General features: G+C 64.4%; 11 protein-coding genes. 3 read left to right on the forward strand and 8 right to left on the reverse strand.

The annotated features are described in order from the left end of the window. Positions 1–133: 133 nt before the first annotated feature. Positions 134–1318 (reverse strand): Gfo/Idh/MocA family protein, encoded by a 1185-nt coding sequence (locus AC1DDS_RS12490; RefSeq protein WP_477479181.1) that lies wholly within the window; start codon positions 1316–1318, stop codon positions 134–136. 189 nt (positions 1319–1507) lie between these two features. On the opposite strand from AC1DDS_RS12490, the gene AC1DDS_RS12495 reads away from it, so the two are divergent. Further along, on the forward strand, positions 1508–2143 hold the full coding sequence (locus AC1DDS_RS12495) for a CatB-related O-acetyltransferase (RefSeq protein WP_477479182.1): 636 nt from the start codon (positions 1508–1510) through the stop codon (positions 2141–2143). Positions 2144–2145: 2 nt separating this feature from the next. Here AC1DDS_RS12495 and AC1DDS_RS12500 read toward each other — a convergent pair whose 3' ends face one another. The 4 genes from AC1DDS_RS12500 to AC1DDS_RS12515 form a co-directional block, all read right to left on the reverse strand. Next, positions 2146–3198 carry a sugar phosphate isomerase/epimerase family protein gene (locus AC1DDS_RS12500; protein WP_477479183.1) on the reverse strand — a complete coding sequence of 351 codons (1053 nt, stop codon included), beginning with the start codon at positions 3196–3198 and terminating at the stop codon, positions 2146–2148. A gap of 157 nt (positions 3199–3355) precedes the next feature. Then, positions 3356–4306 (reverse strand): substrate-binding domain-containing protein, encoded by a 951-nt coding sequence (locus AC1DDS_RS12505; RefSeq protein ID WP_477479184.1) that lies wholly within the window; start codon positions 4304–4306, stop codon positions 3356–3358. Positions 4307–4418: 112 nt separating this feature from the next. Beyond that, on the reverse strand, positions 4419–5429 hold the full coding sequence (locus AC1DDS_RS12510; protein ID WP_477479185.1) for an ABC transporter permease: 1011 nt from the start codon (positions 5427–5429) through the stop codon (positions 4419–4421). A 74-nt stretch (positions 5430–5503) separates the two neighbouring features. Next, positions 5504–7030: a sugar ABC transporter ATP-binding protein gene (locus AC1DDS_RS12515; RefSeq protein ID WP_477479186.1), complete on the reverse strand. Its 1527-nt coding sequence runs from the start codon at positions 7028–7030 to the stop codon at positions 5504–5506. Positions 7031–7197: 167 nt separating this feature from the next. Between AC1DDS_RS12515 and AC1DDS_RS12520 the strand changes: the two genes are divergently transcribed. Then, complete coding sequence (locus AC1DDS_RS12520; protein ID WP_477479187.1) at positions 7198–8235, forward strand: LacI family DNA-binding transcriptional regulator; 1038 nt, start codon at positions 7198–7200, stop codon at positions 8233–8235. A 45-nt stretch (positions 8236–8280) separates the two neighbouring features. Here AC1DDS_RS12520 and AC1DDS_RS12525 read toward each other — a convergent pair whose 3' ends face one another. Then, positions 8281–9195, reverse strand: coding sequence for a DMT family transporter (locus AC1DDS_RS12525; RefSeq protein WP_477479188.1), 915 nt, complete (start codon positions 9193–9195; stop codon positions 8281–8283). A 180-nt stretch (positions 9196–9375) separates the two neighbouring features. Here AC1DDS_RS12525 and AC1DDS_RS12530 point away from each other — a divergent pair, with 180 nt between their 5' ends. Next, positions 9376–10305, forward strand: coding sequence for a LysR family transcriptional regulator (locus AC1DDS_RS12530; protein WP_477479189.1), 930 nt, complete (start codon positions 9376–9378; stop codon positions 10303–10305). On the opposite strand, the gene xylA is transcribed toward AC1DDS_RS12530, so the two are convergent. Together xylA and xylB are read right to left on the reverse strand one after the other, a co-directional pair. Next, positions 10289–11599, reverse strand: coding sequence for a xylose isomerase (gene xylA, locus AC1DDS_RS12535; protein WP_477479190.1), 1311 nt, complete (start codon positions 11597–11599; stop codon positions 10289–10291). The two genes, AC1DDS_RS12530 and xylA, sit on opposite strands and share 17 nt — an antisense overlap. Positions 11600–11806: 207 nt before the next feature. Continuing rightward, positions 11807–13261 carry a xylulokinase gene (xylB, locus tag AC1DDS_RS12540; protein WP_477479191.1) on the reverse strand — a complete coding sequence of 485 codons (1455 nt, stop codon included), beginning with the start codon at positions 13259–13261 and terminating at the stop codon, positions 11807–11809.

Consider the following 13261-nt stretch of genomic DNA (forward strand, 5'->3'; position numbering starts at 1 on the left):
CAACTTCGCCCAACGCAGCGTTGCCGCTGCCACAACCAGGGTCAGCACAAAGGGCATATGGGGGACGTGTCGCACGTCCCCCATATCCTGCCTTACGAAACACCTTGGCCCTTCCAGAGGGAGAAGTCGGCGATCAGACCTTCACCCAGGCGCCGTTCTTCTTCGAAGACTGCACGCAGGCGTCGACGAAGACCATGCCCTTCAGGCCGTCATCGACCGTCGGGTAGAGCACGGCCGGATCGACCTTCGCGCCCTTGCGCTTGGCGTAGATGGCGCGTGCAGCTTCCGAATAGATGTTGGCAAAACCTTCGAGATAGCCTTCCGGATGGCCCGAAGGAACACGGCTGACGCGGGCAGCGTCTGCACCGGAGCCGGCACCGGCGCGGGTGATGAGACGCTTCGGCTCGCCGAAGGGCGTGTACCACAGGTAGTTCGGATCGGCCTGAACCCACTCGAGCCCGCCCTTGGTGCCGTAGACCCGCACCTTCAGGCCGTTCTCGTGGCCGGGCGCCACCTGGCTGCACCACAGCATGCCCTTGGCGTGCACGCCGTCCTTCTCCGCAAAGCGCATCATCACATGGGCGTTGTCGTCGAGCTGGCGCCCCGACACGAAGCTGTCGAGGTCGGCGGAAAGTTCCGCAAGCTCGAGGCCGGAGACGAAGCAGCCGAGATTGTAGGCATGCGTGCCGATGTCGCCGGTCGAGCCACCCGCACCCGATTTCGCCGGATCGGTGCGCCAGGCCGCCTGCTTTTGGCCGGTCTGCTCGATATTCTCCGTCAGCCAGTCCTGCGGATATTCCATCTGCACCAGCCGCACCGGGCCAATCACCCCGTCCCGAACCATCTGCCGCGCCTGGCGCACCATCGGATAACCGGTGTAGTTGTGGGTGAGCACGAACAACGCGTCGCTCTCGTCGGCGAGCTTCTTCAGCTTCCTGGCGTCACCGAGCGTTGAGGTCAGCGGCTTGTCGCAGATGACATGGATGCCGCGCTTCAAGAATTCCTTCGCCGCCTCGTAGTGGACGTGATTCGGGGTGACGATCGCCACCGCCTCGATGCCGTTCTTCAGCTTGGCTTCGCGGATCGCCATGTCCTTGAAGCTGCCGTAGCAGCGCGCCGGCTCCAGCCCGAGCTCCCGGCCCGAGGCGACGGATTTTTCCGGCGTCGACGACAGCGCGCCGGCGACGAGTTCGTAGTGGTCGTCGAGCCGGGCTGCGATGCGGTGCACCGCGCCGATGAAGGCGCCCGATCCGCCGCCCACCATGCCGAGCCGGATCCGCGGCTGCCGCGCCTCGCTCGTGCTTCCTTCAATTGCCATTGGGTTCCTCCTTGCCTTAACCCCCGCACGGGATTTGGAATATTGCGACTTTGCCTCTATATCGGTCCCCGTTTTGCGGAGCCCACGCCGATGAACAAGTAAGATCCGCCTCGATCGAGGCATCCATCACAAATCAAATGCGTACGCCTTCGGGCGGGCGCGCCATTCTTGTGTTGAGAGATCTTGCTCATGCCATTGCTCAATTCCACGCTTGCCCACCCGATTACCGCACCCGACGGCACTGTCATCAGGAACACCGTCTATCTCCGCAATGTCATCGACCATCCCAGGATCGAGGTCGGCGACTACTCCTATGCCAGCGATTTCAGCTGCCCCGACGACTGGGCCGCGACGCTCGCGCCCTATCTCTTTGACTTCAGCCAGGAGAAGCTCGTGATCGGCCGGTTCGTCCAGATCGCTCACGGCGTGCGCTTCATCACCAGTTCTGCGAACCATCCAATGGACGGCTTCACGACCTATCCCTTCCGCATCTTCAATCTCGCCGCGACCGGCGGCTATGCCGATCTTCCATTTAACGACACGGTGATCGGACACGACGTCTGGCTCGGCCATGGCGCGCAGGTCATGCCCGGCGTCACGATCGGTCCAGGCGCGATCGTTGCGGCCGGCGCAGTCGTCACGCGCGACGTCGAACCGTACACGATCGTCGGCGGCAATCCCGCTGCCCCCATCCGCAAGCGCTTCAGCGATGACGTGATTTCGACCCTCCTTGACCTTGCCTGGTGGGACTGGGACCCCGAAAGGATCGAGCGCAACATCGCTGCGCTCGAAAGTGCCGATCTGGTTGCCCTACGCTCCGCCTGAGCTCAGATCCCCAGCATGCGCCGATTGGCCGCCTCGTCGGTGCCGGCGCCGGCGAAGTCGTCGAAGGCTTTTTCCGTGACGCGGATGATGTGGTGCCGGACGAACTCCGCCCCCTCGCGCGCGCCGTCCTCGGGATGCTTGAGCGCGCATTCCCATTCCACGACCGCCCAGCCGGCAAAATCGTTCGCAGCCATCTTCGAGAAGACCGCGCCGAAATCGACCTGGCCGTCGCCGAGCGAGCGGAAGCGCCCGGCCCGGCTCACCCAGCCCTGATAGCCACCATAGACGCCCTGCCGGCCGGTCGGGTTGAACTCCGCGTCCTTGACGTGGAACATGCGGATGCGGTCCTTGTAGATATCGATGTTGTCGAGATAGTCGAGGCACTGCAGCACGTAGTGCGACGGATCGTAGAGCATGCAGGCGCGGGTATGGTTGCCGGTGCGCTCCAGGAACATCTCGTAGCTGATGCCGTCGTGCAGGTCCTCGCCGGGATGGATCTCGTAGCAGACGTCGACGCCGCAGTCCTCGGCATGGTCGAGGATCGGCTTCCAGCGGCGGGCCAGTTCATCAAATGCGGTCTCGACGAGACCGGCGGGACGCTGCGGCCAGGGATAGACGAAAGGCCAGGCGAGCGCGCCCGAGAACGTCGCATGTGCGCCGATGCCGAGGTTTTTGGACGCGGTTAGCGCCAGCTTCACCTGCTCGACGGCCCAAGCCTGCCGTGCCTTCGGATTGCCGCGCACCTCGGGGGCGGCAAAGCCGTCGAAGGCCTCGTCATAGGCCGGATGCACGGCGACGAGTTGTCCCTGCAGATGGGTGGAAAGCTCGGTGACCTCGACGCCGTTCTCACGCGCCTTGCCGGCAAACTCGTCGCAGTAGGTTTTCGATTCAGCCGCCTTCCTCAAATCGATCAGCCTGCCGTCCCATGACGGCACCTGCACGCCCTTGTAGCCGATATCGGCGGCCCATTTGGTGATCGAGTCCCAGGAGTTGAACGGCGCCGCGTCGCCGGCGAATTGGGCCAGAAACAGCGCCGGTCCCTTGATCGTCTTCATCTGATGTTTCCTCCCATCGCATGGACCGTCCCGTGGCCCCGCGTCCTGAAATTACCTGCCCGCCATTCCGCGCCCTGCGGCCCGAGTTCCCCGCCGGGCAGTGTCGATCGAAAATCGCCCGGGCCGAAATGGCCCGGGCGGTGTCATGCGGTCCGGATCAGAACGGCGAATCCGGGAAGTAGAAGTCCTTGGCATTGTCCTTGGTGATGAGCGTCGCATCGATCGTGTAGACGCCACGCACCGGCACCTGGCCATAGAAGTTGGCGACGGTCATCTCGAGTGCGGTGCCGACCATGGCCGGCGGATAGAGCACGTCGACCGGGATCATCTTGTCGCCGTCCATGACCTTCTTGACCATGTCCTTCGAGCCGGCACCGGCAACGACGTACTGGATGTCGGTGCGCTTGGCCTGGTCGATCGCCTGCAGCACGCCGACGGCCATGTCGTCGTCCTGGCACCAGACCACGTCGATCTTCGGATACTTGGTCAGGTAGTCCTGCATCACCTTGAAGGCGTCGTCGCGATTCCAGTTGCCGTACTGGCGATCGAGAATCTTGACGTTCGAGCCTTCGATGCCCTTGTCGAAGCCGTCCTGGCGCTGCTGGTCGATCGGGATCGGCAGGCCGCGGATGACGACCACTTCGGCATCCGGCGTCGTCGCCTTGATGTACTCGCCGGCGGTCTGGCCGAGCGCCGGGTTATTGCCGGCGACATAGAGGTCGCGCACCGAATTGTCGTTGACGGACGGCGCGCGGTCGACGAGCGCGACGAACGTGCCCTTGCCCTTGACCTCCTTGATGGCGTTGACGAGCGGATCCGGGTCGGTCGGCAGGATGACGAGCGCGTCGATGCCCTGCGTCTCGAGGTCCTGAACGGCGTTCGCCTGGCTGGCCGGATCCGGCGAGGTCTTGACGATGACCTTCAGGCCGGGGTGCTGCTCCATCAGGAGCTTGGCGACACGTTCGGCATGGAAGACCACACCAGCCGTCCAGCCGTGGTCGGCGGCGGGGATCGAGACGCCGATCGTCACGTTCTTGTCCTGGGCGTGGCTGACGCCGGCGAAGGCGGCCACGGCCGCGACCGTCAGAGCCAAAAATTTCTTGCGCATTAGGTTCCTCCCACAATCAGGTCAGTCTCTATGCCGGGAGACCTGTTGACCCGGCTTCCTTCCTCGCAATTCCGGACAAATCGCTTCGCGCTTCTGCCGGAGTCGCTTGGTTTCACGATTTGCGCACCAGCGAGCGCTGGACGAGCATCGCAATGATGATGATCGCCCCCTGGATGGCGCCGATCAGGTACTCGCTGATGAAGTTGGACAGCAGCATGATATTGCCGACCAGTTCGAGGATGAAGGCGCCGCAGATCGTGCCCCAGACCCGGCCGGCGCCGCCCTTGAGCGCCGTGCCGCCGACGACGACGGCGGTGATCGCCTGCAGTTCCCAAAGGATGCCGGTAGTCGCCGAGGTGGAGCCGAGCCGCGGAACGTAGAGCAGGACGGCGACAGCGACGCACAGGCCCTGGATGACGAAGGCGACCGTGCGGACGCGATTGACGGCGATGCCGGAGTAGCGCGCGACGTCGCTGTTGGAGCCGACGGCGACGACGTGCCGGCCATAGCGGGTGCGGTAGAGGACGAAAGCGGCAATGACCGTGACCGTGAGGATGACGACGATCGGCACCGGCACGCCGAGGATCGAGCCGAAATAGGCGGGCCGGTACATCTCCTGCAGCTGCGGCTCCTTCAGCGTGATGGCCCCGCCCTGGGACAGCCAGGTGGTCAGCCCTCGATAGATGCCCATCGTGCCGAGCGTGGCGATGAAGGGCTCGATCTTGCCGACCGTGGTGATCAGGCCGTTGGCAAGGCCGCAGGCGGCACCGGCCGCAATGGCGAAGGCGACCGCCGCCGCCAGCATCAGCGCCGGATCGGCGATGACGCCGGAGTTCATGAACAGGATCATCAGGCTGGCGATGAATGCCACCATCGCGCCGACCGAAAGGTCGAGGTCGCCGGCGGAGATGACGAAGGTCGCGCCGACGGCGATGATGGCGATGAAGGCGCTGCGGGTGGCGACATTGGCGAGGTTATTGATGCCGATGAAATTCGGATTGACCAGGGCCCCGATGACCAGGAGCAAGGCCAGCGCGGCAAAGGGGGCCACGGCCCTCAGATCGACATCCCGCCAACTGCGACGGCGGATGCCGCCCTGGCTGCTTTCCTCATTCACGCTCATGTCCAAGTCCAATCCTCCCGTCCCGCTCCCGCGGGGAATGTCTCTTGTTGCCGGCGCCTGCGGGGACGCTGTCGTCAGGCGGCAGCCTTCCTTTTCAGGCCGGCGGCATAGCGCATGATCTCGTGTTCAGTGATCTCGTCGCCCTCGAGCATGCCGACGATATGGCCCTCGCGCATCACCGCCACGCGGCTGCACAGACCGATGATCTCCGGCATCTCCGACGACACGACGATGATCGACCGGCCATCCCGCGCGAGCGCGGAAATGAAATGGTAGATCTGCTGCTTGGTGCCGACGTCGATGCCGCGCGTCGGCTCGTCGATGATGATGATCTGCGGATCGGTCTCCATGACCTTCGCAAGCAGGAGCTTTTGCTGGTTGCCGCCGGACATGCGTCCGGCCACGACGCTGGCGTCCCGCACACGAATATCGAAACGGCGCCGCGCCTTGACGAGCGCGGCAGTCTCGCTGGCCGGATCGAGATAGCCGAGCTTGGTGTGACGCTCCAGCGACTGCAGGGTCAGGTTCGCCATCATGCCGGCGTTCAGAAGCAGCCCCTTGGCCTTGCGGTCCTTCGTCATATAGGCAAGGCCGCTCCGGTTGGCCGCGTGCACATCACCGGACGAAACGGGTTGACCTTTCGCCAAAACATCGCCGGAAAGGCGCGGCCGGAGGCCGACGATCGCTTCCATCAGCTCGGTCCGCCCCGAACCGATCATGCCGGAGAAGCCCAGGATCTCGCCCTTGCGAACCTCGAAGCTCGCGTCGCGCACATAGCCGGTCGAAACCCCCTCGACCCGCAGCGCCACCTCCTCGTCCACATCCGGCTCGGTCTTCGCCGGATAGAGACTGGAGAGTTCGCGGCCGACCATCAGTTGGGCAATCGCCTCGCCATCGAGGATCGCCGTCGGCGATGTCTTGATCCATTGGCCGTCGCGCAGGACGGTGACGCGGTCGGTCAGCTCCATCACCTCGTCGAGCTTGTGCGAGACGAAGACGAAGCTCGTGCCCTGCTCGCGCAGCTTGCGCACCTGACGGAACAGGAAGTTGGTTTCCTCGCGCGACAGCACCGCCGTCGGCTCGTCCATGATGACGACGCGCGCGTCGCGGCTGATCGCCTTTGCGATCTCGACCATCTGCTTCTCGGCGATCGACAGCGATCCGATCACCGCGTTCTCGTCCACATGCGAGCCAAGCAGGTCGAGCACGCGCCGCGTCTCGGCGCGCATGAACTTGCGATCGAGCACGCCGAAGCGCGTCACTTCGCGGCCGAGGAAAAGGCTCTCGGTGACGGTCAGGTGATCCGCGAGGTTGAATTCCTGATGGATGATGACGATGCCGAGCGCCTCGGCGGCACCGTTCGGCGGGAGCATAACCGGGTTACCGTCGAGGAGAATTTCGCCTGACGTCGGCTGCTCGAAACCAGAGAGGATTTTCACCAGCGTCGATTTGCCAGCGCCGTTCTCGCCCATCAGCGCATGGATCTCGCCCTGACGCAGCTCGAAATCGACGCTGAACAGCACCTGCACGCCGCTGAACGACTTGCTGATGCGCCGCGCGGACAGGACGACGGGAGCCCCGTCGACGACATCCGAATCCATGAAGCCCTCCCGTGCGGCTCTCCCCACCGCTTGCACTGATGTAAACCTTTACATCGTCGAATGTAAAGGTTTACATCAGTCGATATCCCGAATTTTTGCGCGGCGGCGTTTGACCGCCGGACGAGTCTGTGTAGTGTCCCCGCAACTTGAGCCCGAGGCAGAACGCAGTGTCGAATTCCTCCCCCGCAACGATCGAAGACGTCGCCCGGATCGCCGAAGTGTCGATCGCGACGGTCTCGCGGGCGATCCACACGCCGGAGAAGGTGGCGAAGTCGACACGGCTGAAAGTTGACCAGGCGATCGCCATCACCGGCTACACCACCAACGCGATGGCCCGCAGCCTCAGGCTCGGCCGCTCCAACATGATCCTGGTCGTGGCCCCCGACATCGGCGACCCAAACTTCTCCAACATCCTCGTCGGCCTGGAGAACGAGGCCCGCGCGCATGGTTATGGCGTGCTGATCGGCCATACGCAGAACGAGCCGCAGCGCGGCCTCGAGTACCTGAAGTTTCTGAATTCCAACCAGGCGGCCGGACTGATCCTGTTCACAGGCATCCTGCCCTTCGGCCACCGGGCAATGACGGCGCGCCTGCCCCCCTGTGTCGGCGTCTTCGAGCCGGTCTTCAACGGCGGCATTCCCTATGTGGGTGTCGACGACGTGGAGGGCGCGCGCAAGGCGGTCGATCTTTTGATCGCCGAAGGTCACCGAAAGATCGCCTTCATCGGCGATTCGCGCACGAAGCTCGCCCACAACCGCCGCCGCGCCGGCTATGAGGCCGGTCTCGATGCCGCCGGCGTGCCGGCGGCCGGCCGGATCGTCATGGAGGGCGACGGCACGATCGAAAGCGGCCGGTTGGCGCTCGAGCAGCTTTTCATGCGCGACGACCTGCCGAGCGCCTTCATGTGCGTCAACGACCAGACTGCACTCGGTGTAACGATCGGCCTGAAGGCCCGCGGCTACGACATTCCCAGCGATTTCTCCGTCACCGGCTTCGACGACATTCCGCAAGCGAGCTTCATGACACCATCGCTGACCACGATCCGCCAACCCCGCACCGCCATCGGCAAGCGTGCCATGGCGCTGCTCCTGGAGATGCTGTCGGATGGAACGTCGGCGGAGACGGAGACCGAGATCCTGCTTCGACCGGATCTCGTGGTGCGCAACTCGGTGGCGGCGCCGTCAAGGCAGCGAGTGGGGCGTTGAGGCGTTCGCTCGGGATCTGAAGGCACCTGCACGCCTCCGTGCGAGCTAGCCGTGCTTGGCGCTGCCCGTCGACGAGGTGAGCCAGACCCCGAGAAGGGTGACGAACAGCCCGCCGAACATCGACACGGTGAGCGGCTCGGAAAACAGCGCCCAGGCCCATATCATCGTGACAGGCGGGCTGAGATAGATCGCGGCACTGACCTTGGCGGCCGGAAACAGGCGCAGACTCATATAGTAGGTCGTGTAGCAGAGGAACGTCGCGACCAGCACGAGCCAGGCAATCCCGACAGCAAAGCCGCGATCGGCCGGGGGCAGCAGCCCACCCTGTGCATTGGCGACAACCCCGAACAGCACCGCGCCGGTCAGAAACTGGATGCAGAGGCTCTGATGGATCGGCATCTTCAGCGTGCCGAAGCGCTTCTGAAGAACGGTCGCTAGCGCAAACACTGCCATCGAGGCGACCGTCACCACATAGGCCCACACCGGCGCGGTGCCGAGGCTCAGGCTGTCGAACGACACGATCAGCACGCCGGCAATCGCGATTGCGGTGCCAGCCCATTGGCGCAGGCTCATCCGCTCACCCAGGAGCGTGTGCGACAAGGCAGCGATCGCCAGCGGCACCAGATCCGAAATCAGCGCAACGAGACCCGTCGGCACCCGTTGCTCGATCGCCAAGGCGAATCCGCCCAGATACAGGAAGACGATCATTACGCCGAAGATCATCTGCACACCGACGGCCCGGAGCGATATGCGCGGCCCGACCAGCAAAGCGAACGGCAGCAGGATGACCCCGGACAACAGGGTGCGCCAGAAGAGCACCAGCATCACACCTGCCTGTTCGCTGGCGTAGCGGATTCCGACGAACCCCGAACTCCAACCCACAACCAGGACGGTAGCCAGAAGCGGCCAAAGAAGGCGGTGGCCAGAAACAGGGGAGGATGCAGCAGTCGTGTCAGCCATGGTCGCCCGCAACGTGGTTCAGTGTGATGACGGTCCCGGCCGAATACGCGCAAACCCGGACGAGATCACATGACAAATTTCGATCATGCAATGAATGTTCAACGAAATCTGGATTGAAGACTGTATGCGGCCGCCAAGATTTGTCATTCTGGCCGCAGTTGTTTTTGTAGGACAGGAACCATGACCGAACTGAACGCCAGGCGTCTGGATGTCGACGCGCTTCGGGCTCTCCAGGCTATCCGGCTTCACGGTGGCGTCACGCGCGCGGCGGCGGCCCTGCGGCTGTCGCAATCGGCCGTCAGCCACAAGATAAGGCGACTGGAAGCCAATATCGGCTGCGAACTGCTCAGCCGAAAACCGGACGCTCCACTATTCACGGAACTGGGCGAGGAACTGCTGGACTATGCCGAACGCATTTTGAGCCTGCACGACGAAGCGCTTCTCAGCCTGTCCAAGAGTTCGCTTGCGGGGAGAATCACGCTCGGCATGACCGAGGATACGACCTGCACCGACCTTTCGCGCATCCTGGGCCGGTTTCGCCGGCTGCATCCGGAAGTGTCGGTCAGGGCGCAGGTAAAGATGAGCCTGACGCTTCGATCCATGCTGGACGACGGACGGCTCGATGCCGCCATTATCCAGGTGTTTGCGCATGAAGTTCGCCCCTCGGACGTGGTCCTGTTTCGCGAGGATCTCCACTGGGTGAAGTCGCCGGAGCTTTCCTTGCCGGACGCCGGCCCGATACCCTTCCTGTCGTTCGACGACGCGTGCTTCTACCGGCAATGGGCGTTCGAGATCGCAAAAGACAGCGACCTAGTGTTCGAGACCGTGCTGGAATGCACGAGTGCTGCGGGGATCGTGGCAGGCGTCGCCTCTGGCCTCGGCGTCGCCATCGTCAGCAGCCGCCATCTCTCTCAGGAGATGGAACGCGTTGCCGGACGGCTGCCGCAGCCACCATCGGTCGCCTACGTCGTGCGACGCGCCCGAAAATCCCGCAATCCCGCCCTGGATGTCCTCATCGCAGAAATCAAACGCGAGACCGACCGCTACGGCTACCTGAGGATCGGGCCTGACGCAGCGGTCGACACCGGCCAGCTCAGACGTAGCGGTTGACCACGTTCTCCAGCAACTCCTGCCTGCCGGAGCGCGGCTTCGGGTTGAGGTCGGATTTCAGCACCCAGGCCTCGATCTCCTCCAGAGAGAAGCCGCCGTCGAGCATCTTCTTCGCTTCCGGTACCTTCCAGCCGGCATAGCGCTCCTCGAGCGGCTTCGACAGCGCCTCGTCCTCGATCATCCTTGCCGCCGCCTTCAGGCCGCGGGCGCAGCAGTCCATACCGCCGATATGGGCGATCAGCAGGTCCTCCGGATCGATCGACTGGCGGCGCAACTTGGCGTCGAAATTGGTGCCGCCGGTCCTGAAACCGCCTCCGGCCAGCACCTGGTAATAGGCCAGCGCCATCTCCGGCACGTTGTTCGGGAACTGGTCAGTGTCCCAGCCGGACTGGTAGTCGTTGCGGTTCATGTCGATCGAGCCGAAGATGCCGAGCGCATTGGCCAGCGCCAGCTCATGCTCGAAGGAGTGGTTGGCGAGGATGGCGTGGCCCTGCTCGATATTGACCTTCACCTCGTTCTCCAGCCCGTATTTTTTCAGGAAGCCGTAGACGGTGGCGACGTCGAAATCATACTGGTGCTTGGTCGGCTCCTGCGGCTTCGGCTCGATCAGGATCGTGCCCGTAAAGCCGATCTTGTGCTTGTACTCGACGACGAGGTTGACGAAGCGGCCGAGTTGGTCGAGTTCGCGCTTCATGTCAGTGTTGAGCAGCGTCTCGTAGCCCTCGCGGCCGCCCCAGAGCACGTAGTTCTGACCGCCGAGGCGCTTGGTGGCGTCGATACAGGTCTTCACCGTCGCCGCCGCGAAGGCGAAGACGTCCGGATCCGGATTGGTCGCCGCCCCGCCCATGTAGCGGCGGTTGGAGAACAGGTTCGCCGTGCCCCACAGCAGCTTGACGCCGGTCTCCGCCTGCTTCTTCTCGAAATGGTCGACGATCTCGTTGAGGTTCTTCGTATTCTCGGCAAAGCTCTTGCCTTCCGGGCGCACGTCGGCGTCGTGGAAGCAGTAGAACGGCACGCCGAGCAGTTGGAAGAACTCGAAGGCGACATCGGCCTTCAGCTTCGCTGCGTCCATCGTGTCCTTGAACCACGGCCGCTCGAACGTCTGCCCGCCGAACGGGTCGCCGCCCGGCCAGACGAAGCTATGCCAATAGGCGACGGCGAAGCGTAGGTGATCCTCCATGCGCTTGCCGAGCACGACTTCGTCCTTGTCGTAATGGCGGAAGGCCAGCGGATTGGTGCTCTCCGGGCCCTCGTATTTCACCTTGGCGATGTCGCCGAAAAAGCCGGTGCTCATGGGTGTCTCCTCCTTGAATAACTGAACCTGGTTGCAGCGGACGCCCCTCATCCCGCTGCCGCGACCTTCTCACCGCGAGCGGGGAGAAGGGATATGCCGCGTCCCTCACCTTCTGGGGACGAACCGTCTCGTCAGGGACGCTCCGTGTCCCACGTCCCCTCTCCCCGCCTGCGGGGAGAGGGTTAGGGTGAGGGGCAAACCCCGCCTTCAAAACATCGCATCGCGAATCGCCGGGTAGAGTCGGCGGTAGCGCTCGTAAGCCGCCTCATACGCACCGCTCAGCGCCGCGTCTGGCTCGATCGTCTCGGCCGTCGAAGGCGGCGTGCAGATTGCCACCGGATCGCTTCCCGTCGCCGCGATCAGCCCGAGCCGCGCCGCCCCGAAGGCCGCGCCGAAATCGCCGTCGGCCGGCACGTCCACCGGCAGCGACAGCGCGGTGGCGATCGCCTGCAGCCAGTAGCGCGAGCGCGAGCCGCCGCCGATCGCAGTGACCCGCGTCAATTCCGTGCCGGCAAGCCGCAGCGCCTCCAGGCTGTCGCGGATCGCGAAGGAAACGCCCTCCAGCACCGCCTGCGTCAGCGCCGCGCGGTCGCTCTCGTGACCGAGACCCGCGAAGGCGCCGCGGATCGCGGCGTCATTGTGCGGCGTGCGTTCGCCGGACAGATAGGGCAGGAAGGTGACGCCGGAGGGTCGCTTCAGCGTCTCGCCGAGTTCGGCGGTGAGTTCAGCGGCGCTCACGCCGGTGATGCGCGCATGCCAGTTCAGCGCATCTGTCGCCGACAGGATCACGCCCATCTGGTGCCAGGTGTTCGGCAGCGCGTGGCAGAAGGCGTGCACGGCGCTTTCCGGGTTCGGCAGATAGCGCCCGTTCGCGGCAAACAGCACGCCCGAAGTGCCGAGCGAGACAAAGGCCGCGCCATCCCGCACCGTGCCCATGCCGCAGGCCGACGCCGCATTGTCCCCTGCCCCGCCGGCGACGACGACGCCCGCGCCGAGGCCCCAGCGGGAAGCGAGTTCGGCGCGAAGCGTGCCGGCGCTGTCGGTGCCCTCGACGAGGTCAGGCATCTGCCGCTCCTCGAGCCCGGTGGCAGCAAGAAGCTCCGGCGACCATTTTCGCGCGCCGGTGTCCAGCCAGGAGGTGCCGGCGGCATCGGACATCTCCGACATGTGCTCGCCGGTCAGCCACAGGCGCAGATAATCCTTCGGCAGCAGGACCCGGCGAACCTTGGCAAAGATTTTCGGCTCGTTGTTCTTCACCCAGACGAGTTTTGGCGCCGTGAAGCCGGGAAAGACGATATTGCCGGTGATGGCGCGAAAGCGCGGATCGGCGTCGAGCGCCGCCGCCTCGCGATGGCTGCGGGTGTCGTTCCACAGGATGCAGGGGCGCAGCACCCGGTCGTTGCCGTCGAGCAGCGTCGCGCCGTGCATCTGGCCGGAGAGGCCGATGCCGCGCACGGCGGCAAGCGCGGCCGGATGCGTGGCCTTCAGGGCGTCGAGTGCATTCTCGGCAGTTGCGATCCAGTCGGCCGGATCCTGCTCCGACCAACCCGGGTGCGGGCGCGAGACGTCGAGCGCGCCGCTGGCCGAGCCGACAATCCGCTGGTCGGCATCGATCAGCATCGCCTTTACGCCGGACGTTCCAAGGTCGATTCCGAGATACAT

The organism is Mycoplana sp. 10N416 (assembly GCF_056394765.1).

Excerpts from the sequence above, each read along its gene's own strand:
- AC1DDS_RS12515 (WP_477479186.1), bottom strand. The coding sequence starts at position 7,030 with ATGGATTCGGATGTCGTCGACGGGGCTCCCGTCGTCCTGTCCGCGCGG.
- AC1DDS_RS12495 (WP_477479182.1), top strand. The coding sequence starts at position 1,508 with ATGCCATTGCTCAATTCCACGCTTGCCCACCCGATTACCGCACCCGAC.
- AC1DDS_RS12500 (WP_477479183.1), bottom strand. The coding sequence starts at position 3,198 with ATGAAGACGATCAAGGGACCGGCGCTGTTTCTGGCCCAATTCGCCGGC.
- AC1DDS_RS12490 (WP_477479181.1), bottom strand. The coding sequence starts at position 1,318 with ATGGCAATTGAAGGAAGCACGAGCGAGGCGCGGCAGCCGCGGATCCGG.
- AC1DDS_RS12505 (WP_477479184.1), bottom strand. The coding sequence starts at position 4,306 with ATGCGCAAGAAATTTTTGGCTCTGACGGTCGCGGCCGTGGCCGCCTTC.
- AC1DDS_RS12510 (WP_477479185.1), bottom strand. The coding sequence starts at position 5,429 with ATGAGCGTGAATGAGGAAAGCAGCCAGGGCGGCATCCGCCGTCGCAGT.
- AC1DDS_RS12525 (WP_477479188.1), bottom strand. The coding sequence starts at position 9,195 with ATGGCTGACACGACTGCTGCATCCTCCCCTGTTTCTGGCCACCGCCTT.
- xylA (WP_477479190.1), bottom strand. The coding sequence starts at position 11,599 with ATGAGCACCGGCTTTTTCGGCGACATCGCCAAGGTGAAATACGAGGGC.
- AC1DDS_RS12530 (WP_477479189.1), top strand. The coding sequence starts at position 9,376 with ATGACCGAACTGAACGCCAGGCGTCTGGATGTCGACGCGCTTCGGGCT.
- xylB (WP_477479191.1), bottom strand. The coding sequence starts at position 13,261 with ATGTATCTCGGAATCGACCTTGGAACGTCCGGCGTAAAGGCGATGCTG.